Raw genomic sequence first — 22,283 nt, forward strand, 5'->3', positions numbered from 1 at the left:
GGACCTGCCGGGCGGCGCGGTTGCCTAGCTCCGCGCGCGCCACTCCAGCGCTTCGCCCGCAGCCAGCGGAACCAGCGTCGTGTTGCCGAACGCCACTTCCTCGGGTACCTGGTAGGTCTCGCGCACCAGCGTCAGCGTGCCGGTATTGCGCGGCAGGCCGTAGAAGTCCGGGCCATGGAAACTGGCGAAGCCTTCCAGCTTGTCCAGCTTGCCGACGGCGTCGAACGCGGTGGCGTATAGCTCCATGGCATGCAGCGCCGTATAGCAGCCGGCGCAGCCGCAGGCATGTTCCTTCAGCCCGCGCGCGTGCGGCGCGCTGTCTGTCCCCAGGAAAAAGCGCGGGCTGCCGCTGGTGGCCGCCTCGACCAGCGCAAGACGGTGCGTCTCGCGCTTGAGGACGGGCAGGCAGTAGAAGTGCGGCCGCACGCCGCCCTGGAAAATCGCGTTGCGGTTGTACAGCAGATGCTGCGGCGTGATCGTGGCAGCGACGGGGCCTTCGGCATCGCGCACGTATTCCGCGCCCTCTTTGGTCGTGATGTGTTCGAACACCACTTTCAACGCCGGAAATGCACGGCGCAACGGCTTCATCACGCGTTCCACGAAGATCGCCTCGCGGTCGAACAGGTCGATCGACGGGTCCGTCACTTCGCCGTGCACCAGCAGCGGCATGCCGCATTTCTCCAGCGCCTCCAACGCCTTGGTGCACTTGCCCAGCAGGTCGGTCACGCCTGCGTCGGAGTTGGTCGTGGCGCCCGCCGGATAAAGCTTCACGGCATAGACCTGGCCCGACTCGTAGGCGCGGAAGATTTCTTCCGAGGTGGTGTTATCGGTCAAGTACAGCGTCATCAGGGGCGTGAAGGCATCCGGATTGCCGCCCGCCTTCTTCAAGGCCTCCAGAATGCGGCCGCGATAGGCCAGCGCCTGTTCGGTGGTGGTAACCGGCGGCTTCAAGTTGGGCATGATGATGGCGCGCGCAAACTGGCGCGCGCTATCCGCCACCACGGCCTCCAGGGCAGCGCCGTCGCGCAGGTGCAGATGCCAGTCGTCCGGCCGGGTGATGGTGAGTTGAGTCGTGTTTTGAGTAGACATGGGATGGCTTCTTAATCTGCCAGCGGCATGCCCCGTTCGGCCAGCGCACTGAACATCGCGCTGCCCAAGGGGATGACGGCATCGTTGAAATCGAAATGCGAGTTGTGCAGCACGCAGCCGGAATCGGCTCCGCCCTGACCAAGCCGGAAGTATGCGCCAGGCTTGTTCTGCAACATGAAAGAGAAATCCTCGGAGCCCATCGACGGAGTCAGATCGCGCACGACGTTCTCCTTGCCTATCATCTCGGTGGCGATGTCAGCCACCAGATTGGCATGCTGCGGCGTGTTCAAGGTCGCGGGGTAGATCCGTTCGTAGGTCACTTCGGCGGTGCCGCCGAAGGCGCCCGCGATCGCGGACACCAGCTCGCGCATGCGGGTCTCCACCATTTCCTGAACGGATTTGCGGAAGGTACGCACCGTGCCCACCATCCTGGCTTCGCGCGGAATCACGCTCATGGCGCCTGGATGCCCGGCCTGCAGCGATCCAATGGACACCACCGCCGAATCCAGCGGATTGACGTTGCGCGACACGATGGTCTGCAACGCCGTGATGATCTGTCCTGCGATCGTGACGGGATCAATGGTCTGATAGGGATGCGCGCCATGGCCGCCGCGTCCGGTGATCAGGATCTCGAAGCGGTCCGCCGCGGCCATCATCGGCCCAGGATTGATGCCTATCGTGCCCGGCTTCAGGCCCGGCCAGTTATGCAGTGCGTAAATCGCGTCGCACGGAAAGGTATCGAACAGGCCGTCCTCCAGCATCGCGCGCGCGCCGCCGCGCCCTTCTTCCGCAGGCTGGAAGATCAGCACCGCGGTGCCGTCGAAATTGCGTGTCTGCGACAGATACTTGGCCGCGCCGATCAACACCGCGGTATGCCCGTCGTGGCCGCAACCGTGCATCAAGCCGGACTTGGTCGATTTGTGCGCGAAGTCGTTGTCTTCGGTCATCGGCAATGCGTCCATGTCGGCGCGCAGGCCTATCATGCGGCCGCTGTCGCAGCGTTTGCCGCGGATGACGCCCACCACGCCGGTCTTGCCGATACCGCGATGCACCTCGATCCCCAGCGCCTCCAGCGCGCCCGCCACGATCCCGGAGGTCCGGACTTCCTCGAAGCCCAACTCGGGATGCGCATGCAAATCGCGCCGCAGCGCCGTCAATTCGTCATGAAAGAGGCGAATTGATTCCAAAGGAGATCGTGCGTACATAGGAGGTTACAGAATGACGATGTAGGGGAGACAGTCTGTGCATTTTAGTTGCTACAGAGGATAAATGCCTTTGTCTTTACGAGAGAGACACGTTATGCTCCGGCCGCAGGACAATTTTTCCAACAGCCAGAGAAGGAGCGCCGCATTATGGCCACAACCTCCAAACCCGCGACCGCGCGCAAGCCGAACGCTGCATTCATGAAGCCCCTGACCCCCAGCGCCGACCTGGCTGCTGTCATCGGCTCGGAAGCCGTGCCGCGTACCGAGGTCACCAAAAAGATCTGGGAATACATCAAGAAGCACAACCTGCAAGATGCCAGCAACAAGCGCAACATCAACGCCGATGCCAAGCTGCGCCCGATCTTCGGCAAAGATCAGGTCACGATGTTCGAACTGACCAAGCTGGTCAACGCACATCTGAAGTAAGCAGGCAAAGGGCGTACCCGGTACGTCCCTGCCTGCATATCGTCGCGACGCCCCGGTTCATCCCTGGGCGAGCTCGCCTCCCCAGCGCAGCTTTCAAGCACCGCGACAGCCACGCCGCCACCTCGCCGGCCTGGCTCGATTCCCCACACCAGCATTCCCCGAAAGCCAAGCCTGGCGCGCCTCTTCAGGCAGTTGGCAGCGCTTCTTGCAGGCTCGCATCAAGCCGCTTGGAAGCAGCGCGCGGACAAACCCAGGTTCGGCGGCGTCATGGGCATCTGCATGTACTCCGCATGGGCAATCTGCTGCGTCTGCGGACTCGCGCAAGCTCCTCGACCGCGCGTCAGCTCTTGCCGCTGAGGCACGCACGCCCACGAGCAGCGCGCTGGCTTGTTGTCCAGCCCAACAAAACAAAAAGGCCGGCATATGCCGGCCCTTTGCTTGAACGCGCGCCTTCAGGCGTAGGTGGTCGGCGCGGTGCCTTCCAGCAGCGACAGCCAGCCCTTGATCAAGCGATACAGCACCCAGATCACGGTCGCGGCCAAGCCGATCCAGCCAATGAAGATCAGCGTCGCGATACCGCTGATGGCCAGCCACAGCAAGGCCCACCAGAAGGTACGCAGCAGCCAGTCGAAATGAGCGGCATAGACGGTGCCTGCGGCGTCCGAGCGCTTCAGATACATCAGCACGACGGCAGCCAGCGTGGCGATGCCCAGGAATCCACTCGTCAGGAAGCCCAAGGCGTACAAGCCATAGGCCACGTGGGTCAGCGTGCGCAGGTCTAACGTCGTTCCGGGCACGGGGGTCTGGGGATCACTCACGATAACGCTCCAACGAATTGACTCGGTCAATCTTACCGCACAAAGCCACCCCGCCCACGGCCGTTGTTATTTGTGCACATTCAATGCTGGCGCGGCTTGCAGCCTGATTGACGGTCCGCAAGCGCCTGGCAAAAACCTATGCCACCGGCTCACGCACCAGCCGTCGTCAGACAGCGCCCGCGCCTGGCAACAGCACCCGCGCAAAAGAAAAAACCCCGCAGCGCGAGCTGCGGGGTTCCTGGAATCAAAGCCTGACAATGACCTACTTTCACGGACGTCCGTCCACTATCATCGGCGCAAAGGCGTTTCACTGTCCTGTTCGGGATGGAAAGGAGTGGGACCACCTTGCTATGGTTGTCAGGCGTAACTGCTTGAGTGCATGCCCTGCCAGGGCAAACGCTCCAATCCTGTCGCGAGGCCGATGAGTGCGCCTGGAGAAAATCTCGACAGGCGCCCGCCATGGGCTCTCACAAAGACAAAACCCCACAGCGGTTAGCTGTGGGGTTCTGCGGAATAAAAGCTTGACGATGACCTACTTTCACAGACGTCCGTCCACTATCATCGGCGCAAAGTCGTTTCACTGTCCTGTTCGGGATGGGAAGGAGTGGGACCAACTCGCTATGGTCGTCAAGCGTAACTGGTTGAGCGGCTGCGGTTAGGCAACGGCTCCAATCTTGGAAGAAACACAACGCGTGGTGATCAGAGTCAGACTCGATGATCACGCACGGGGGGGTGTAATTGGTGTTGGCTGGCTGCCGACGGTGCAGCCAGATTTTGTATTGAACGACACTTGGAACGCTACATCACCAGGTCATAACCATCAGTGTTATAGGATCAAGCCTCACGAGCAATTAGTATCGGTTAGCTTAACGCATTACTGCGCTTCCACACCCGACCTATCAACGTCCTGGTCTTGAACGACTCTTTAGGGGGATCAAGTCCCCGGGATACCTAATCTTCAGACGAGTTTCCCGCTTAGATGCCTTCAGCGGTTATCTCTTCCGTACTTAGCTACCCGGCAATGCCATTGGCATGACAACCGGTACACCAGAGGTACGTCCACTCCGGTCCTCTCGTACTAGGAGCAGGCTCCGTCAAGTATCCAACGCCCACGGCAGATAGGGACCAAACTGTCTCACGACGTTTTAAACCCAGCTCACGTACCTCTTTAAATGGCGAACAGCCATACCCTTGGGACCGGCTACAGCCCCAGGATGAGATGAGCCGACATCGAGGTGCCAAACACCGCCGTCGATATGAACTCTTGGGCGGTATCAGCCTGTTATCCCCAGAGTACCTTTTATCCGTTGAGCGATGGCCCTTCCATTCAGAACCACCGGATCACTATGTCCTGCTTTCGCACCTGTTCGACTTGTCAGTCTCACAGTCAAGCACGCTTATGCCATTGCACTATCAGCACGATTTCCGACCGTACCTAGCGTACCTTCGAACTCCTCCGTTACACTTTGGGAGGAGACCGCCCCAGTCAAACTGCCCACCATGCACTGTCCCCGATCCGGATAACGGACCAAGGTTAGAACCGCAAACAAACCAGGGTGGTATTTCAAGGATGGCTCCACGTGATCTAGCGACCACGCTTCAAAGCCTCCCACCTATCCTACACAGGCCGGTTCACAGATCAATGCAAAGCTACAGTAAAGGTTCATGGGGTCTTTCCGTCTAGCCGCGGGTAGATTGCATCATCACAAACACTTCAACTTCGCTGAGTCTCAGGAGGAGACAGTGTGGCCATCGTTACGCCATTCGTGCAGGTCGGAACTTACCCGACAAGGAATTTCGCTACCTTAGGACCGTTATAGTTACGGCCGCCGTTTACCGGGGCTTCGATCAAGAGCTTGCACCCCATCACTTAACCTTCCGGCACCGGGCAGGCGTCACACCCTATACGTCGACTTTCGTCTTTGCAGAGTGCTGTGTTTTTAATAAACAGTCGCAGCCACCGATTCTCTGCGACCCCATCATGCTAAGCGCGCAGGCGCTTCACACTACCGGGGTATACCTTCTCCCGAAGTTACGGTATCAATTTGCCGAGTTCCTTCTCCTGAGTTCTCTCAAGCGCCTTGGAATATTCATCCCGTCCACCTGTGTCGGTTTGCGGTACGGTCTCGTACAGCTGAAGCTTAGAGGCTTTTCTTGGAACCACTTCCAATCACTTCGCGAGCAATGCTCACTCGTGCCACACCCTTGATTTACGCGCCCGGATTTGCCTAAGCGCCATCTTCGATGCAGCAACAGGGACATCCAACACCCTGATGATCTTCCGCGATCCGTCCCCCCATCGCACTGTACGACGGTACTGGAATATTAACCAGTTTCCCATCAGCTACGCATCTCTGCCTCGCCTTAGGGGCCGACTCACCCTGCGCCGATGAACGTTGCGCAGGAAACCTTGGACTTACGGCGAGGGGGCTTTTCACCCCCTTTATCGCTACTCATGTCAGCATTCGCACTTCTGATACCTCCAGCAGCCTTTACAAGCCACCTTCGCAGGCTTACAGAACGCTCTCCTACCGCGTGCACTAAAAGTGCACACCCGCAGCTTCGGTTTATCGCTTAGCCCCGTTACATCTTCCGCGCAGGACGACTCGATCAGTGAGCTATTACGCTTTCTTTAAAGGATGGCTGCTTCTAAGCCAACCTCCTGACTGTCTATGCCTTCCCACTTCGTTTCCCACTTAGCGATAATTCGGGACCTTAGCTGGCGGTCTGGGTTGTTTCCCTCTTGAGTCCGGACGTTAGCACCCGGTGCTCTGTCTCCCAAGCTGTACTTGCGGGTATTCGGAGTTTGCCATAGTTTGGTAAGTCGCCATGACCCCCTAGCTATAACAGTGCTCTACCCCCCGCAGTAATACTTGAGGCACTACCTAAATAGTTTTCGGAGAGAACCAGCTATTTCCAGATTTGTTTAGCCTTTCACCCCTATCCACAGCTCATCCCCTAATTTTTCAACATTAGTGGGTTCGGTCCTCCAGCACGTGTTACCGTGCCTTCAACCTGGCCATGGATAGATCATCTGGTTTCGGGTCTACACCCAGCGACTGAATCGCCCTATTCGGACTCGCTTTCGCTACGGCTTCCCTATTCGGTTAACCTTGCCACTGAATGTAAGTCGCTGACCCATTATACAAAAGGTACGCAGTCACCCCACAAGGAGGCTCCTACTGTTTGTATGCATACGGTTTCAGGATCTATTTCACTCCCCTTCCGGGGTTCTTTTCGCCTTTCCCTCACGGTACTGGTTCACTATCGGTCGATCACGAGTATTTAGCCTTGGAGGATGGTCCCCCCATCTTCAAACAGGATTTCACGTGTCCCGCCCTACTTGTCTTACGCTTAGTTCCACACACAAGATTTCGCCTACAGGGCTATCACCTGCTACGGCCGGACTTTCCATTCCGTTCGACTATCTTGCGTGCTAAAACGTAAAGGCTCTTCCGATTTCGCTCGCCACTACTTTCGGAATCTCGGTTGATTTCTTTTCCTCGAGCTACTGAGATGTTTCAGTTCACCCGGTTCGCTTCCACTGGCCTATGTATTCAGCCAGGGATACTGCATTGCTGCAGTGGGTTTCCCCATTCGGACATCTACGGATCAAAGCTTGTTTGCCAGCTCCCCGTAGCTTTTCGCAGGCTACTACGTCCTTCATCGCCTGTGATCGCCAAGGCATCCACCATATGCACTTAGTCGCTTGATCCTATAACGCTGTAGGCTATAGGACCTGAGTATTAGCGTTTGTGCCGTTCATAAGTTTCAAAGCAGTCTGAGGTTATTCACCCCAGTCTTGAGAACTTGGAACAAAATTAATGCAATCACAACCCGTACTTATCTTCATCGACTTGCGCCGAGTACTTGATAAGTACATTTCGTTGTGCTTCTTCCAGATTGTTAAAGAACGAATATAGCTGTCAGGTAAAACCTAACTCATAGCATCGTTTGCACGACACTATGAGTTAGCCTCTACATCACCACCAGGTGAGTTTTGAGAATCAATGGTGGAGGTGAACGGGATCGAACCGATGACATCCTGCTTGCAAAGCAGGCGCTCTCCCAGCTGAGCTACACCCCCATATCCCGCATGCGCAGAATACTTGGTGGGTCTGGTTGGATTCGAACCAACGACCCCCGCCTTATCAAGACGGTGCTCTAACCGACTGAGCTACAGACCCAAAACCTTCTCGGATCAGTAGTCAGGTAGTTGGAGACCCAGGGAAGATTCCCTCGACCCAAGCCTACAACTGATCCCAGCTATATCAAACAACCGATAAGAGTGGACGCTTAACACGAGCACTTAAGCTCTGAAAGGAGGTGATCCAGCCGCACCTTCCGATACGGCTACCTTGTTACGACTTCACCCCAGTCATGAATCCTACCGTGGTAATCGCCCCCCTTACGGTTAGGCTAACTACTTCTGGTAAAACCCACTCCCATGGTGTGACGGGCGGTGTGTACAAGACCCGGGAACGTATTCACCGCGACATGCTGATCCGCGATTACTAGCGATTCCGACTTCACGCAGTCGAGTTGCAGACTGCGATCCGGACTACGATCGGGTTTCTGGGATTGGCTCCCCCTCGCGGGTTGGCGACCCTCTGTCCCGACCATTGTATGACGTGTGAAGCCCTACCCATAAGGGCCATGAGGACTTGACGTCATCCCCACCTTCCTCCGGTTTGTCACCGGCAGTCTCATTAGAGTGCCCTTTCGTAGCAACTAATGACAAGGGTTGCGCTCGTTGCGGGACTTAACCCAACATCTCACGACACGAGCTGACGACAGCCATGCAGCACCTGTGTTCCGGTTCTCTTGCGAGCACTTCCAAATCTCTTCGGAATTCCAGACATGTCAAGGGTAGGTAAGGTTTTTCGCGTTGCATCGAATTAATCCACATCATCCACCGCTTGTGCGGGTCCCCGTCAATTCCTTTGAGTTTTAATCTTGCGACCGTACTCCCCAGGCGGTCAACTTCACGCGTTAGCTGCGCTACTAAGGCCCGAAGGCCCCAACAGCTAGTTGACATCGTTTAGGGCGTGGACTACCAGGGTATCTAATCCTGTTTGCTCCCCACGCTTTCGTGCATGAGCGTCAGTGTTATCCCAGGAGGCTGCCTTCGCCATCGGTGTTCCTCCGCATATCTACGCATTTCACTGCTACACGCGGAATTCCACCTCCCTCTGACACACTCTAGCCCGGTAGTTAAAAATGCAGTTCCAAAGTTGAGCTCTGGGATTTCACATCTTTCTTTCCGAACCGCCTGCGCACGCTTTACGCCCAGTAATTCCGATTAACGCTTGCACCCTACGTATTACCGCGGCTGCTGGCACGTAGTTAGCCGGTGCTTATTCTGCAGGTACCGTCAGTTTCACAGGGTATTAACCCATGACGTTTCTTTCCTGCCAAAAGTGCTTTACAACCCGAAGGCCTTCATCGCACACGCGGGATGGCTGGATCAGGGTTTCCCCCATTGTCCAAAATTCCCCACTGCTGCCTCCCGTAGGAGTCTGGGCCGTGTCTCAGTCCCAGTGTGGCTGGTCGTCCTCTCAAACCAGCTACGGATCGTCGCCTTGGTGAGCCGTTACCCCACCAACTAGCTAATCCGATATCGGCCGCTCTAATAGTGCAAGGTCTTGCGATCCCCTGCTTTCCCCCGTAGGGCGTATGCGGTATTAGCTACGCTTTCGCGTAGTTATCCCCCGCTACTAGGCACGTTCCGATACATTACTCACCCGTTCGCCACTCGCCACCAGACCGAAGTCCGTGCTGCCGTTCGACTTGCATGTGTAAGGCATCCCGCTAGCGTTCAATCTGAGCCAGGATCAAACTCTTCAGTTTAATCTCTGTATTTGTTTCGTATTCTTGGTCCAGGTTGATTTACACCAATCCAAACCAGGTCATACGTCGCTACTCAAAGGAAGTGAGGTATGTTCTTAAACTTGACGTCTAAGGTACTTCACTTCTAGTGAGCACTTGATTTCATTGTGCTTGTGACCGAAGTCACTATGCACTCGCATCAAGCGCCCACACTTATCGGTTGTTTAATTGTTAAAGAGCGGTACTGCTAAATTCTGTACTACTTACTGCATCGTGCCGCCAACTTCGCTCATCTTTGCTTTCGCAAGATTCGCTGTGTCAGCAGCAGAGAAACGAGATTATGAAGGAGTTTTTAGCGTTTGTCAAATCGTTGTCGCTTTTGTTTGAGTTTTTCAACCCGCCATCAGCGCCACAATCTGGCAACTTACCGCCTAGACCCCTTCAGGCCCACCAGGACTGAGCCCCGGCTTTTTCGCTTCTCTTAGCAGCTATCGAAATGTCGGGGTAAACCCTGATCTTTCGGTAGCAGCCAAGCCGCAAACTATAACATCTTTTTTGCAGTTCATGCAGCTGGCTTTTGCCTAATCTACATCTTCTACTGCAAAACCGCTGTTCTGCTGGATCTCTCCAACTTCACTACGGCCGAGAACCAAGGGCTCTCACTTATATATAAAGACAAACCCCCGCAGGGTAACCTGCGGGGGTTTGCGGAATAAAAGCTTGACGATGACCTACTTTCACAGACGTCCGTCCACTATCATCGGCGCAAAGTCGTTTCACTGTCCTGTTCGGGATGGGAAGGAGTGGGACCAACTCGCTATGGTCGTCAAGCGTAACTGGTTGAGCGGCTGCGGTTAGGCAACGGCTCCAATCTTGGAAGAAACACAACGCGTGGTGATCAGAGTCAGACTCGATGATCACGCACGGGGGGGTGTAATTGGTGTTGGCTGGCTGCCGACGGTGCAGCCAGATTTTGTATTGAACGACACTTGGAACGCTACATCACCAGGTCATAACCATCAGTGTTATAGGATCAAGCCTCACGAGCAATTAGTATCGGTTAGCTTAACGCATTACTGCGCTTCCACACCCGACCTATCAACGTCCTGGTCTTGAACGACTCTTTAGGGGGATCAAGTCCCCGGGATACCTAATCTTCAGACGAGTTTCCCGCTTAGATGCCTTCAGCGGTTATCTCTTCCGTACTTAGCTACCCGGCAATGCCATTGGCATGACAACCGGTACACCAGAGGTACGTCCACTCCGGTCCTCTCGTACTAGGAGCAGGCTCCGTCAAGTATCCAACGCCCACGGCAGATAGGGACCAAACTGTCTCACGACGTTTTAAACCCAGCTCACGTACCTCTTTAAATGGCGAACAGCCATACCCTTGGGACCGGCTACAGCCCCAGGATGAGATGAGCCGACATCGAGGTGCCAAACACCGCCGTCGATATGAACTCTTGGGCGGTATCAGCCTGTTATCCCCAGAGTACCTTTTATCCGTTGAGCGATGGCCCTTCCATTCAGAACCACCGGATCACTATGTCCTGCTTTCGCACCTGTTCGACTTGTCAGTCTCACAGTCAAGCACGCTTATGCCATTGCACTATCAGCACGATTTCCGACCGTACCTAGCGTACCTTCGAACTCCTCCGTTACACTTTGGGAGGAGACCGCCCCAGTCAAACTGCCCACCATGCACTGTCCCCGATCCGGATAACGGACCAAGGTTAGAACCGCAAACAAACCAGGGTGGTATTTCAAGGATGGCTCCACGTGATCTAGCGACCACGCTTCAAAGCCTCCCACCTATCCTACACAGGCCGGTTCACAGATCAATGCAAAGCTACAGTAAAGGTTCATGGGGTCTTTCCGTCTAGCCGCGGGTAGATTGCATCATCACAAACACTTCAACTTCGCTGAGTCTCAGGAGGAGACAGTGTGGCCATCGTTACGCCATTCGTGCAGGTCGGAACTTACCCGACAAGGAATTTCGCTACCTTAGGACCGTTATAGTTACGGCCGCCGTTTACCGGGGCTTCGATCAAGAGCTTGCACCCCATCACTTAACCTTCCGGCACCGGGCAGGCGTCACACCCTATACGTCGACTTTCGTCTTTGCAGAGTGCTGTGTTTTTAATAAACAGTCGCAGCCACCGATTCTCTGCGACCCCATCATGCTAAGCGCGCAGGCGCTTCACACTACCGGGGTATACCTTCTCCCGAAGTTACGGTATCAATTTGCCGAGTTCCTTCTCCTGAGTTCTCTCAAGCGCCTTGGAATATTCATCCCGTCCACCTGTGTCGGTTTGCGGTACGGTCTCGTACAGCTGAAGCTTAGAGGCTTTTCTTGGAACCACTTCCAATCACTTCGCGAGCAATGCTCACTCGTGCCACACCCTTGATTTACGCGCCCGGATTTGCCTAAGCGCCATCTTCGATGCAGCAACAGGGACATCCAACACCCTGATGATCTTCCGCGATCCGTCCCCCCATCGCACTGTACGACGGTACTGGAATATTAACCAGTTTCCCATCAGCTACGCATCTCTGCCTCGCCTTAGGGGCCGACTCACCCTGCGCCGATGAACGTTGCGCAGGAAACCTTGGACTTACGGCGAGGGGGCTTTTCACCCCCTTTATCGCTACTCATGTCAGCATTCGCACTTCTGATACCTCCAGCAGCCTTTACAAGCCACCTTCGCAGGCTTACAGAACGCTCTCCTACCGCGTGCACTAAAAGTGCACACCCGCAGCTTCGGTTTATCGCTTAGCCCCGTTACATCTTCCGCGCAGGACGACTCGATCAGTGAGCTATTACGCTTTCTTTAAAGGATGGCTGCTTCTAAGCCAACCTCCTGACTGTCTATGCCTTCCCACTTCGTTTCCCACTTAGCGATAATTCGGGACCTTAGCTGGCGGTCTGGGTTGTTTCCCTCTTGAGTCCGGACGTTAGCACCCGGTGCTCTGTCTCCCAAGCTGTACTTGCGGGTATTCGGAGTTTGCCATAGTTTGGTAAGTCGCCATGACCCCCTAGCTATAACAGTGCTCTACCCCCGCAGTAATACTTGAGGCACTACCTAAATAGTTTTCGGAGAGAACCAGCTATTTCCAGATTTGTTTAGCCTTTCACCCCTATCCACAGCTCATCCCCTAATTTTTCAACATTAGTGGGTTCGGTCCTCCAGCACGTGTTACCGTGCCTTCAACCTGGCCATGGATAGATCATCTGGTTTCGGGTCTACACCCAGCGACTGAATCGCCCTATTCGGACTCGCTTTCGCTACGGCTTCCCTATTCGGTTAACCTTGCCACTGAATGTAAGTCGCTGACCCATTATACAAAAGGTACGCAGTCACCCCACAAGGAGGCTCCTACTGTTTGTATGCATACGGTTTCAGGATCTATTTCACTCCCCTTCCGGGGTTCTTTTCGCCTTTCCCTCACGGTACTGGTTCACTATCGGTCGATCACGAGTATTTAGCCTTGGAGGATGGTCCCCCCATCTTCAAACAGGATTTCACGTGTCCCGCCCTACTTGTCTTACGCTTAGTTCCACACACAAGATTTCGCCTACAGGGCTATCACCTGCTACGGCCGGACTTTCCATTCCGTTCGACTATCTTGCGTGCTAAAACGTAAAGGCTCTTCCGATTTCGCTCGCCACTACTTTCGGAATCTCGGTTGATTTCTTTTCCTCGAGCTACTGAGATGTTTCAGTTCACCCGGTTCGCTTCCACTGGCCTATGTATTCAGCCAGGGATACTGCATTGCTGCAGTGGGTTTCCCCATTCGGACATCTACGGATCAAAGCTTGTTTGCCAGCTCCCCGTAGCTTTTCGCAGGCTACTACGTCCTTCATCGCCTGTGATCGCCAAGGCATCCACCATATGCACTTAGTCGCTTGATCCTATAACGCTGTAGGCTATAGGACCTGAGTATTAGCGTTTGTGCCGTTCATAAGTTTCAAAGCAGTCTGAGGTTATTCACCCCAGTCTTGAGAACTTGGAACAAAATTAATGCAATCACAACCCGTACTTATCTTCATCGGCTTGCGCCGAGTACTTGATAAGTACATTTCGTTGTGCTTCTTCCAGATTGTTAAAGAACAAATATAGCTGTTGAGTAAAACCCAACTCATAACACTGCAAGCAGCGCTATGAGTTAGCCTCTACGCGGCATCAAGAATATTGACGCCAGCTACATCAAACAACCGATAAGTGTGGACGCTTAACACGAGCACTTAAGCTCTGAAAGGAGGTGATCCAGCCGCACCTTCCGATACGGCTACCTTGTTACGACTTCACCCCAGTCATGAATCCTACCGTGGTAATCGCCCCCCTTGCGGTTAGGCTAACTACTTCTGGTAAAACCCACTCCCATGGTGTGACGGGCGGTGTGTACAAGACCCGGGAACGTATTCACCGCGACATGCTGATCCGCGATTACTAGCGATTCCGACTTCACGCAGTCGAGTTGCAGACTGCGATCCGGACTACGATCGGGTTTCTGGGATTGGCTCCCCCTCGCGGGTTGGCGACCCTCTGTCCCGACCATTGTATGACGTGTGAAGCCCTACCCATAAGGGCCATGAGGACTTGACGTCATCCCCACCTTCCTCCGGTTTGTCACCGGCAGTCTCATTAGAGTGCCCTTTCGTAGCAACTAATGACAAGGGTTGCGCTCGTTGCGGGACTTAACCCAACATCTCACGACACGAGCTGACGACAGCCATGCAGCACCTGTGTTCCGGTTCTCTTGCGAGCACTTCCAAATCTCTTCGGAATTCCAGACATGTCAAGGGTAGGTAAGGTTTTTCGCGTTGCATCGAATTAATCCACATCATCCACCGCTTGTGCGGGTCCCCGTCAATTCCTTTGAGTTTTAATCTTGCGACCGTACTCCCCAGGCGGTCAACTTCACGCGTTAGCTGCGCTACTAAGGCCCGAAGGCCCCAACAGCTAGTTGACATCGTTTAGGGCGTGGACTACCAGGGTATCTAATCCTGTTTGCTCCCCACGCTTTCGTGCATGAGCGTCAGTGTTATCCCAGGAGGCTGCCTTCGCCATCGGTGTTCCTCCGCATATCTACGCATTTCACTGCTACACGCGGAATTCCACCTCCCTCTGACACACTCTAGCCCGGTAGTTAAAAATGCAGTTCCAAAGTTGAGCTCTGGGATTTCACATCTTTCTTTCCGAACCGCCTGCGCACGCTTTACGCCCAGTAATTCCGATTAACGCTTGCACCCTACGTATTACCGCGGCTGCTGGCACGTAGTTAGCCGGTGCTTATTCTGCAGGTACCGTCAGTTTCACAGGGTATTAACCCATGACGTTTCTTTCCTGCCAAAAGTGCTTTACAACCCGAAGGCCTTCATCGCACACGCGGGATGGCTGGATCAGGGTTTCCCCCATTGTCCAAAATTCCCCACTGCTGCCTCCCGTAGGAGTCTGGGCCGTGTCTCAGTCCCAGTGTGGCTGGTCGTCCTCTCAAACCAGCTACGGATCGTCGCCTTGGTGAGCCGTTACCCCACCAACTAGCTAATCCGATATCGGCCGCTCTAATAGTGCAAGGTCTTGCGATCCCCTGCTTTCCCCCGTAGGGCGTATGCGGTATTAGCTACGCTTTCGCGTAGTTATCCCCCGCTACTAGGCACGTTCCGATACATTACTCACCCGTTCGCCACTCGCCACCAGACCGAAGTCCGTGCTGCCGTTCGACTTGCATGTGTAAGGCATCCCGCTAGCGTTCAATCTGAGCCAGGATCAAACTCTTCAGTTTAATCTCTGTATTTGTTTCGTATTCTTGGTCCAGGTTGATTTACACCAATCCAAACCAGGTCATACGTCGCTACTCAAAGGAAGTGAGGTATGTTCTTAAACTTGACGTCTAAGGTACTTCACTTCTAGTGAGCACTTGATTTCATTGTGCTTGTGACCGAAGTCACTATGCACTCGCATCAAGCGCCCACACTTATCGGTTGTTTAATTGTTAAAGAGCGGTACTGCTAAATTCTGTACTACTTACTGCCTGCTCGCTTCGCTACGCCGCTTTCGCTGACGCCGCGTTGTTTGCAGCAGAGAAACGAGATTATGAAGAAGTTTTTATCGCTTGTCAAGTCGGCGTCACAATCTTCGTTTCGCTTTCTTGCCTGCGACCTCTTCAGGCCCGCCCTCTTTAGCAGCTATCGAAATATCAGGGTTAACCCTAAGTTTTCGGCAACTGCCAAGTCCAAGACTATAACACGATTTTTGCAGATTGTGCAACTGGCTTTTGCCTAACTTGCACCCCATCTTGCAATCCCGCAGCTCAACTTTCGTTTCAGCCTTGGCCCTGGAAACTAGAGATCGATTACCGTCATTGGCGGCTGGAAATTTCAGGGTAAACCCTAAATCAACATCTCCAGCCAAGCCCAAGACTATAGCACGATATTTTCGGATTGTGCAACTGGCCTCTGCCTAATTTGCTGCAATCCTTGCAATAACCGCTGAGCTGACATCGCTGCTTGCCTGACGGCAGATCGACTTGGTTACCCATGCTGACCTGTGTGCTTGCTTGGCTTCGCGTCTCAAAAACTGCCTGAACCGCGAAGGAGCGAGACTATAGCACGAAATTTTGCCCGCGCTACGGAGGTGGCACCCTTTTTTCAAATGGATGAATTTTTCTGGGGACACACCAAGCGCTCCATGCATTTGCCGCGGCAACGTCAATACAACGATGCCTATATATAGAGAGGCGGAAAGCACCCGCTAGAGCCTGAGCTCCGTGGTCTCCTTGATCTGCTGCAGCGCGAAGAATGAGCGCATGTCTACCACTGCCGGGTGGCGCATCAGCGTGTCCATGGCGAACCGGGAGAAGTGCGCCAGGTCGGCGACCTGTATGCGCAGCAGGTAATCCATGTCTCCCGACATGGCATAACACTCGACCACCTCCGGCCAGAGCTGCACATCGCGGGCGAAGTCGCTCATGGGGGCATGACTGGATCCACTGTGTTTGTTCAGGCGGATGTTCACGTAGGCCAGCAGACCCAGGCCGACCTTCTTGGCGTCGATCAGCGCGACGTACTTCTTGATGAACCCCTTCTCTTCCAGCCTTCGGACCCGCCGCAAGCAGGGGCTGGGCGATAGCGACACGCGGTCGGCCAACTCCTGGTTGCTGAGGCGGCCATCGCGCTGCAGCTCGGCCAGAATCCGTATATCTGTCCTATCTAGCTCAATGTCAGACATTTTCAGCCCTAAATATTTTATCTACGGCAATATTATTGCTCAACCTCCTGGCTTTCGCGACATGTTTGCAATTGTCTGCCCGTCGTTCCTTCCTACAATCTCCGTCTAGACTTGAAGAACAAGTCGTCCTTAAAACGATGCAAGGGAGCAGACTTATGAGCAGCGCTTTCCAACCCTGGGACAACCCGATGGGCACCGCCGGGTTCGAGTTCATTGAATATGCCGCGCCGGACCCCGCCGCGCTGCGCAAGGTGTTCGAACTGCTGGGCTTCAAAGCCATCGCCAAGCACCGCCACAAGGATGTGACCCTGTACCGCCAGGGCGGCGTGAACTTCCTGATCAACGCCGAGCCGGATTCCTTTGCCCAGCGCTTCGCGCGCCTGCATGGCCCGTCGATCTGTGCGATCGGCTTTCGGGTGCAGGACGCCAATGCCGCCTACAAGCGCGCGCTGGAGCTAGGCGCATGGGGCTTCGATTCCCACAGCGGCCCGATGGAATTGAACATCCCCGCGATCAAGGGTATCGGCGATTCGCTGATCTATCTGGTGGACCGCTGGAGCGGCAAGGATGGCCATGGCGGTATCGGCGACATCAGCATCTACGACGTGGACTTCGTGCCGGTGGATCCGCAGAACGCCCAGGCCGACCTGAATCACCGTGGCGCCGGCCTGACGCTGGTGGACCACCTGACCCACAACGTGCACAAGGGCCGCATGGCCGAGTGGGCCGAGTTCTACGAACGCCTCTTCAACTTCCGTGAAGTGCGCTACTTCGACATCGAGGGCAAGGTGACAGGCGTGAAGTCCAAGGCCATGACCTCGCCTTGCGGCAATATCCGCATTCCGATCAACGAGGAAGGCACGGAAGAGAAGGGCCAGATCCAGGAATACCTGGACCTGTACCGTGGCGAAGGCATTCAGCACATCGCCATGGCCACGGAGGACATTTACGCGACCATCGAGGCGCTGCGCCAGAATGGCGTGGTGTTCCTGGATACGCCGGAAACCTACTATGAACTGCTGGACCGCCGCCTGCCGAACCACGGCGAGGACGTGGCGCGCCTGCAGAAGAATCGCATCCTGCTGGACGGCGCCCCCGGCGGCGGCCTGCTGCTGCAGATCTTCACCGAAAACCAGATCGGCCCGATCTTCTTCGAGATCATCCAGCGCAAGGGCAACGACGGCTTCGGCGAAGGGAATTTCAAGGCCCTGTTCGAGTCGATCGAACTGGACCAGATGCGCCGCGGCGTGGTGAAGACCGTCGAATAAAGACTTCCCCCGCCAGCGCCTGGTGCTCGGGCATCGGCGCTGGCTTTGAAACCTCACCCTGTGGTGAGGTTTTTTTTTGCCCGCTACTTTTGCAACCGCTCCTGGAACTGCTTGCGGAACTTGGCGACCTTGGGCGCGATCACGAACTGGCAATAGCCTTGTTCAGGATGCAGGGCGAAGTAGTTGCTGTGATAGTCCTCGGCCTGCCAGAACTTGGCGGGCGCGAGCAATTGCGTCACGATGGGCGCGTCATAGACCTTCTGCGCCTCGACCTCGGCGATAACGGCTTGCGCCTGTACACGCTGCGTTTCGTTCTGCCAGAAGATGGCGGATTCGTACTGCGGGCCGACGTCGTTGCCCTGGCGGCCCGGCGTCGTGGGATCGTGGGTCGCGAAGAATACACGCAACAGATCGCTATAAGACAGTTCGGCGGGGTCGAACTCGATGCGGGCGACTTCGATGTGCCCCGTGCCCTTCCCGCAGACTTGCTCATAGCTGGGGTTGTCCACATGCCCGCCGCTGTAGCCGGGCAGCACGCTCTTGACGCCACGCAGCTCGGTGAACACCGCTTCGACGCACCAGAAGCAGCCGCCGCCGAGTACGGCGACTTCGTTGCCCGCGGAGGATTGTTCTGCCATGACGATTCCTTCCTGATAGGTGGCCGCGGAATGCGGCCAGGCGACCCGGCTTTCATGCGCGGGGCGCAAGAGATTAAGACTACTGCTTGGGCGGAGCCAGCGACAAGATCCATTCGGCGAGCGCGCGGGCGTCGTCCGGGCTGACCTGGGTTTGCGCGGGCATGGGCACGGCGCCCCAGGCGCCTCGGCCGCCGCCGCGGATCTTGCCTGCCAGGTAATCGACCATGGCGTCGCCCTGCCCCGCATAGCGTTCGGCCACGCTCTTGAGCGGCGGACCGACACGCTTGGCTTCGACCTGGTGGCAGGCCATACAGGCCTTGTTCTTGGCCAGATCCAACCCGGTGGTTTGCGCTTGCGCCGCCCCCGCGCCCAGAACGCAGGCGGCGGCCAACAACAGACTACTCTTCAAATGCATCGGTAACTGCCCCACGGCTCGCGGTGCTGGCGAGCTTGCCGAATTTGGCAAGCACACCGCGTGTATAACGCGGCCGGGGCTGCACCCAGGCCTGGCGACGAGCCGCCATTTCTTCGTCGCTGATATTGAGCTGCAACAGCAGCTTGTGGGCATCGATGGTAACCGAATCGCCCTCGCGGATCAGCGCGATGGGACCGCCCACGAAAGCCTCCGGCGCGACGTGGCCCACGACCATGCCCCAGGTGCCGCCGGAAAACCGGCCGTCGGTGATCAGACCCACCGTTTCGCCCAGCCCCTGGCCGATCAGCGCGGAGGTCGGCGCAAGCATCTCGCGCATGCCAGGGCCGCCCTTCGGACCTTCGTAGCGGATGACCACCACATCGCCATCGCGGATCTCGCGCGCCATGATGGCCGTCATGGCGTCATCCTCGGAATCGAAGACGCGCGCCGGACCCGTGATGACGGGATTCTTCAGGCCGGTGATCTTGGCGACGCAACCTTCGGGCGAGAGATTGCCTTTCAGGATGGCGAGATGGCCCTGCGGATACAGCGCCCGGTCCAGCGGCATGATGACGTCCTGGTCCGCCCTGGGCGCATCAGGCACGGCGGCCAGGGTCTCGGCGATGGTCTTGCCGGTGATGGTGATGCAGTCGCCGTGCAACAGGCCGGCGTTGAGCAGCAGCTTCATGATCTGCGGAATACCGCCGGCGCGATGCAGGTCCGTCGCCACGTACTTGCCCGAGGGCTTCAGGTCGCACAGCACGGGCACCCGCTTGCGGATGCGCTCGAAGTCGTCGATGGTCCAGGGCACTTCCGCGGCATGCGCGATTGCCAGGAAATGCAGTACGGCATTGGTGGAGCCGCCCGTGGCCATGATGACGGACACCGCGTTTTCGATGGACTCGCGCGTGATGATGTCGCGCGGGCGCAGGCCCTTCCTGACCGCTTCGACCAATACCCGCGCAGACTCCGCGGCGGACACGACTTTTTCCTCGTCCTCGTTGGCCATGGTGCTGGAATACGGCAGGCTCATGCCCATGGCTTCGAACGCGGAGCTCATGGTGTTGGCCGTGTACATGCCGCCACAGGATCCCGAACCCGGAATCGCGCATTTCTCTATCTGCTTGAAGTCTTCTTCGGCCATGCGCCCCATGGTGTATTCGCCCACGGCCTCGAAGACGGAGACGATGGTGAGGTCATTACCTTTGTAATGGCCGGGCTTGATGGTGCCGCCATAGACATAGATGCCGGGCACGTTGGTGCGCGCCAGCGCGATCATGCCGCCGGGCATGTTCTTGTCGCAGCCGCCGATCACCACCACGCCGTCCATCCACTGCCCTTGCGCGGCGGTTTCGATACAGTCCGCGATGACTTCGCGGGAGACCAGCGAATACTTCATGCCCTCGGTGCCCATGGACATGCCATCGGAAATGGTGGGCGTGCCGAACACCTGGGGGTTGGCGCGCGATGCGCGGATGGCGTCGATGGCGGCATCGGCCAGGCGCTGCAGGCCGCTATTGCACGGCGTGATCGTCGAATGGCCGTTGGCCACGCCGATCATGGGATTTTCGAAGTCGCTTTCCTGGTAGCCCAGCGCGTAGTACATGGCGCGGTTGGGTGCGCGCGCGACGCCGTGGGTGATGTGGCGGGAACGATCGTTATGCGGCATGGTCTGTCTCCTGTCGGCCGCCGGGGCTCGGACATGGCGACCGCCCCGGGGAACTGGCTCGCTTGCGCGCGAATCTTCAATGTTCGCCGGTTATTATCATTCAACTTTATTGTGTCGGGCAGAACATGCTGCAATATCCCCAATTTGACCCCGTCGCCCTGCAGATCGGGCCGCTAGCCATCCACTGGTACGGACTGATGTACCTGGTGGGCTTTGCCCTGGTGTACCTGCTGGGACGCCGGCGCATCACCAGCGGCCACACCACCTCGCTGAACGTGAAGGACCTGGAAGACCTGATCTTCTATAGCGTGCTGGGCGTGGTGCTGGGCGGACGGCTGGGCTATGTGCTGTTCTACAAGCCCTCTTATTACCTGTCCCACCCGCTGGAAGTGCTGTATCTGTGGCAGGGCGGCATGTCGTTCCATGGCGGCCTGATCGGCGTGATCCTGGTGATGCTGCTGTTCGCGCGCAAGAAGAAGCTGCCGTTCTTCGCGGTCAGCGATTTCATTGCACCGCTGATTCCGCTGGGCCTGGGCTTTGGCCGCCTGGGCAACTTCATCAACGGAGAACTCTGGGGCCGGCCCACCGATGTGCCGTGGGCCATGGTGTTTCCGGGCAGCGGCGACGGCCTGGCGCGCCACCCGTCGCAGCTCTATGAGCTGGGCCTGGAAGGCATCGTGCTGTTTGCGCTGCTGTGGTGGTTTTCGAGCAAGCCGCGCCCGCTGGGACAGGTGAGCGGGCTCTTCCTGATGGGTTACGGAACGTTCCGCTTCCTGGTGGAATTCACCCGCGAGCCGGACAATTTCCTGGGTCTGCTCGCGGGCGGTTTGAGCATGGGACAGTGGCTGTCCGTGCCGATGGTCGCCCTGGGCGCCATCATGTTCAGCCTTACTGCAAAACGATCGTCCCGTTGACCGCGATGCTGACCGTGACGTTGCCCGCTTCCAGCGGGACGTCCGGGCTGTAGCCGCCCGAGGCGTCCTTGGCCATGGCCGCGGCGCCCATCATGCGCGGCATCGGCACCGGGCCGCCCGCGCCGCCCAACTCCAGCTTGGACAGGCGATAGCCCGAGAAACCGAAGGCGTTGGCTGCGGCCAGCGCGCGGTCCTTGAAGGCTTGCGCGGCTTCCTTGAGCAGCTTGCGCTCTTCGGCCTCGCGCACTTCGCGCGACAGCAGGAAGCTGATGTTGGAGATGGCGGTCTTGTCGGACAGCTTGGACGCCAGTGCGGCCGCGGCTTCGAAGTCCTTGGATTCCAGGATCACTTCGCCCTGGCCGCGCCAGGAACCGATCTTGCCCTTGCTGGACGTGTTCGGCCAGACGTTGTAGCCGCCGGTGCGCACTTCCACGCCCTTGACGTCACGCGCGCGCTTGACCACGTCGTCCAAGGCTGCGCTGAGCTTCTTGCCTGCGGCGGGCTGGTCGGGCGCCTCGACTTCGGCGGACAGAGAAATGCGGACCGTGTCCTGCTTGACCTCGGAAGACGCATTGGCCTGCAGCGTCAGTTCCGGCGCACGGCTGGCCGAGGCTTCCGTCGCGGCGGCGGGCGCCTGGGTCTGCGCATGGACAAGCGGCGCGGCGCTCAGAGCGGCCACGGTTGCGCACGCCGCGCCGAGTTTGGTCAGCGAGAAAACAGGGTGTTTGAACATGGACTGGTCCTAGGAGGGAGGACGAAGGGGAGATGTGAGGCGCCCGG

The 22,283-nt window shown here is 56.9% G+C and carries 11 protein-coding genes, 2 tRNA genes and 7 rRNA genes; 3 read left to right on the plus strand and 17 right to left on the minus strand.

Going from position 1 to position 22,283, the window contains the following annotated elements; translation table 11 throughout:
* Window positions 1–24: 24 nt before the first annotated feature.
* Window positions 25–1,089: a dihydroorotase gene (pyrC, locus tag FOC84_RS08475; RefSeq protein ID WP_173144042.1), complete on the minus strand. Its 1,065-nt coding sequence runs from the start codon at window positions 1,087–1,089 to the stop codon at window positions 25–27.
* An 11-nt stretch (window positions 1,090–1,100) separates the two neighbouring features.
* On the minus strand, window positions 1,101–2,294 hold the full coding sequence (locus FOC84_RS08480) for a M20 aminoacylase family protein (RefSeq protein ID WP_173144043.1): 1,194 nt from the start codon (window positions 2,292–2,294) through the stop codon (window positions 1,101–1,103).
* A gap of 147 nt (window positions 2,295–2,441) precedes the next feature.
* Here FOC84_RS08480 and FOC84_RS08485 point away from each other — a divergent pair, with 147 nt between their 5' ends.
* Window positions 2,442–2,720, plus strand: a complete 279-nt coding sequence (locus FOC84_RS08485) for an SWIB/MDM2 domain-containing protein (RefSeq protein WP_059373735.1) — start codon at window positions 2,442–2,444, stop codon at window positions 2,718–2,720.
* Between the two features lie 452 nt (window positions 2,721–3,172).
* Here FOC84_RS08485 and FOC84_RS08490 read toward each other — a convergent pair whose 3' ends face one another.
* The 11 genes from FOC84_RS08490 to FOC84_RS08540 form a co-directional block, all read right to left on the minus strand.
* On the minus strand, window positions 3,173–3,538 hold the full coding sequence (locus tag FOC84_RS08490) for a DUF4870 family protein (protein WP_173144044.1): 366 nt from the start codon (window positions 3,536–3,538) through the stop codon (window positions 3,173–3,175).
* Between the two features lie 249 nt (window positions 3,539–3,787).
* Window positions 3,788–3,900, minus strand: a 5S ribosomal RNA gene (gene rrf / locus FOC84_RS08495).
* A gap of 157 nt (window positions 3,901–4,057) precedes the next feature.
* Window positions 4,058–4,170 (minus strand): 5S ribosomal RNA (gene rrf / locus FOC84_RS08500).
* A 198-nt stretch (window positions 4,171–4,368) separates the two neighbouring features.
* Window positions 4,369–7,253, minus strand: a 23S ribosomal RNA gene (locus FOC84_RS08505).
* A gap of 296 nt (window positions 7,254–7,549) precedes the next feature.
* A tRNA-Ala gene (locus FOC84_RS08510) sits at window positions 7,550–7,625 on the minus strand.
* A 23-nt stretch (window positions 7,626–7,648) separates the two neighbouring features.
* Window positions 7,649–7,725, minus strand: a tRNA-Ile gene (locus FOC84_RS08515).
* Window positions 7,726–7,857: 132 nt separating this feature from the next.
* Window positions 7,858–9,388, minus strand: a 16S ribosomal RNA gene (locus FOC84_RS08520).
* A gap of 697 nt (window positions 9,389–10,085) precedes the next feature.
* Window positions 10,086–10,198 (minus strand): 5S ribosomal RNA (rrf, locus tag FOC84_RS08525).
* A 198-nt stretch (window positions 10,199–10,396) separates the two neighbouring features.
* Window positions 10,397–13,280: ribosomal RNA gene (locus FOC84_RS08530) — 23S ribosomal RNA — on the minus strand.
* 343 nt (window positions 13,281–13,623) lie between these two features.
* Window positions 13,624–15,154, minus strand: a 16S ribosomal RNA gene (locus tag FOC84_RS08535).
* Together the 16S, 23S and 5S rRNA genes with 2 tRNA genes alongside form the textbook arrangement of a ribosomal RNA operon.
* Before the next feature lie 968 nt (window positions 15,155–16,122).
* A complete protein-coding gene (locus FOC84_RS08540; protein ID WP_054458545.1) occupies window positions 16,123–16,599 on the minus strand; it encodes an Lrp/AsnC family transcriptional regulator in 477 nt (158 codons plus the stop codon).
* A gap of 155 nt (window positions 16,600–16,754) precedes the next feature.
* Here FOC84_RS08540 and hppD point away from each other — a divergent pair, with 155 nt between their 5' ends.
* Window positions 16,755–17,867 carry a 4-hydroxyphenylpyruvate dioxygenase gene (gene hppD, locus FOC84_RS08545; RefSeq protein WP_059373040.1) on the plus strand — a complete coding sequence of 371 codons (1,113 nt, stop codon included), beginning with the start codon at window positions 16,755–16,757 and terminating at the stop codon, window positions 17,865–17,867.
* A gap of 83 nt (window positions 17,868–17,950) precedes the next feature.
* On the opposite strand, the gene msrA is transcribed toward hppD, so the two are convergent.
* From msrA to ilvD, 3 genes are all read right to left on the minus strand, one after another.
* Window positions 17,951–18,505 (minus strand): peptide-methionine (S)-S-oxide reductase MsrA, encoded by a 555-nt coding sequence (gene msrA, locus FOC84_RS08550; protein WP_173144045.1) that lies wholly within the window; start codon window positions 18,503–18,505, stop codon window positions 17,951–17,953.
* 79 nt (window positions 18,506–18,584) lie between these two features.
* Window positions 18,585–18,920, minus strand: coding sequence for a c-type cytochrome (locus tag FOC84_RS08555; RefSeq protein ID WP_054458538.1), 336 nt, complete (start codon window positions 18,918–18,920; stop codon window positions 18,585–18,587).
* Complete coding sequence (gene ilvD, locus FOC84_RS08560) at window positions 18,904–20,589, minus strand: dihydroxy-acid dehydratase (protein WP_173144046.1); 1,686 nt, start codon at window positions 20,587–20,589, stop codon at window positions 18,904–18,906. Before ilvD ends, FOC84_RS08555 begins: the two co-directional genes overlap by 17 nt.
* A gap of 125 nt (window positions 20,590–20,714) precedes the next feature.
* On the opposite strand from ilvD, the gene lgt reads away from it, so the two are divergent.
* Window positions 20,715–21,503 (plus strand): prolipoprotein diacylglyceryl transferase, encoded by a 789-nt coding sequence (gene lgt, locus FOC84_RS08565; protein WP_173144047.1) that lies wholly within the window; start codon window positions 20,715–20,717, stop codon window positions 21,501–21,503.
* On the opposite strand, the gene FOC84_RS08570 is transcribed toward lgt, so the two are convergent.
* Window positions 21,478–22,236: an SIMPL domain-containing protein gene (locus tag FOC84_RS08570; protein ID WP_173144048.1), complete on the minus strand. Its 759-nt coding sequence runs from the start codon at window positions 22,234–22,236 to the stop codon at window positions 21,478–21,480. The genes lgt and FOC84_RS08570 overlap by 26 nt on opposite strands.
* Between the last annotated feature and the right edge of the window lie 47 nt (window positions 22,237–22,283).

Origin of the sequence: Achromobacter pestifer, from assembly GCF_013267355.1 — a bacterium.
GTDB classification, from domain to species: Bacteria; Pseudomonadota; Gammaproteobacteria; order Burkholderiales; family Burkholderiaceae_B; genus Achromobacter; species Achromobacter pestifer_A.

Coding starts and splice junctions, on each gene's coding strand:
- msrA (WP_173144045.1), bottom strand. CDS start 18,505: ATGGCAGAACAATCCTCCGCGGGCAACGAAGTCGCCGTACTCGGCGGC.
- FOC84_RS08480 (WP_173144043.1), bottom strand. CDS start 2,294: ATGTACGCACGATCTCCTTTGGAATCAATTCGCCTCTTTCATGACGAA.
- FOC84_RS08570 (WP_173144048.1), bottom strand. CDS start 22,236: ATGTTCAAACACCCTGTTTTCTCGCTGACCAAACTCGGCGCGGCGTGC.
- FOC84_RS08540 (WP_054458545.1), bottom strand. CDS start 16,599: ATGTCTGACATTGAGCTAGATAGGACAGATATACGGATTCTGGCCGAG.
- hppD (WP_059373040.1), top strand. CDS start 16,755: ATGAGCAGCGCTTTCCAACCCTGGGACAACCCGATGGGCACCGCCGGG.
- lgt (WP_173144047.1), top strand. CDS start 20,715: ATGCTGCAATATCCCCAATTTGACCCCGTCGCCCTGCAGATCGGGCCG.
- FOC84_RS08555 (WP_054458538.1), bottom strand. CDS start 18,920: ATGCATTTGAAGAGTAGTCTGTTGTTGGCCGCCGCCTGCGTTCTGGGC.
- ilvD (WP_173144046.1), bottom strand. CDS start 20,589: ATGCCGCATAACGATCGTTCCCGCCACATCACCCACGGCGTCGCGCGC.
- pyrC (WP_173144042.1), bottom strand. CDS start 1,089: ATGTCTACTCAAAACACGACTCAACTCACCATCACCCGGCCGGACGAC.
- FOC84_RS08485 (WP_059373735.1), top strand. CDS start 2,442: ATGGCCACAACCTCCAAACCCGCGACCGCGCGCAAGCCGAACGCTGCA.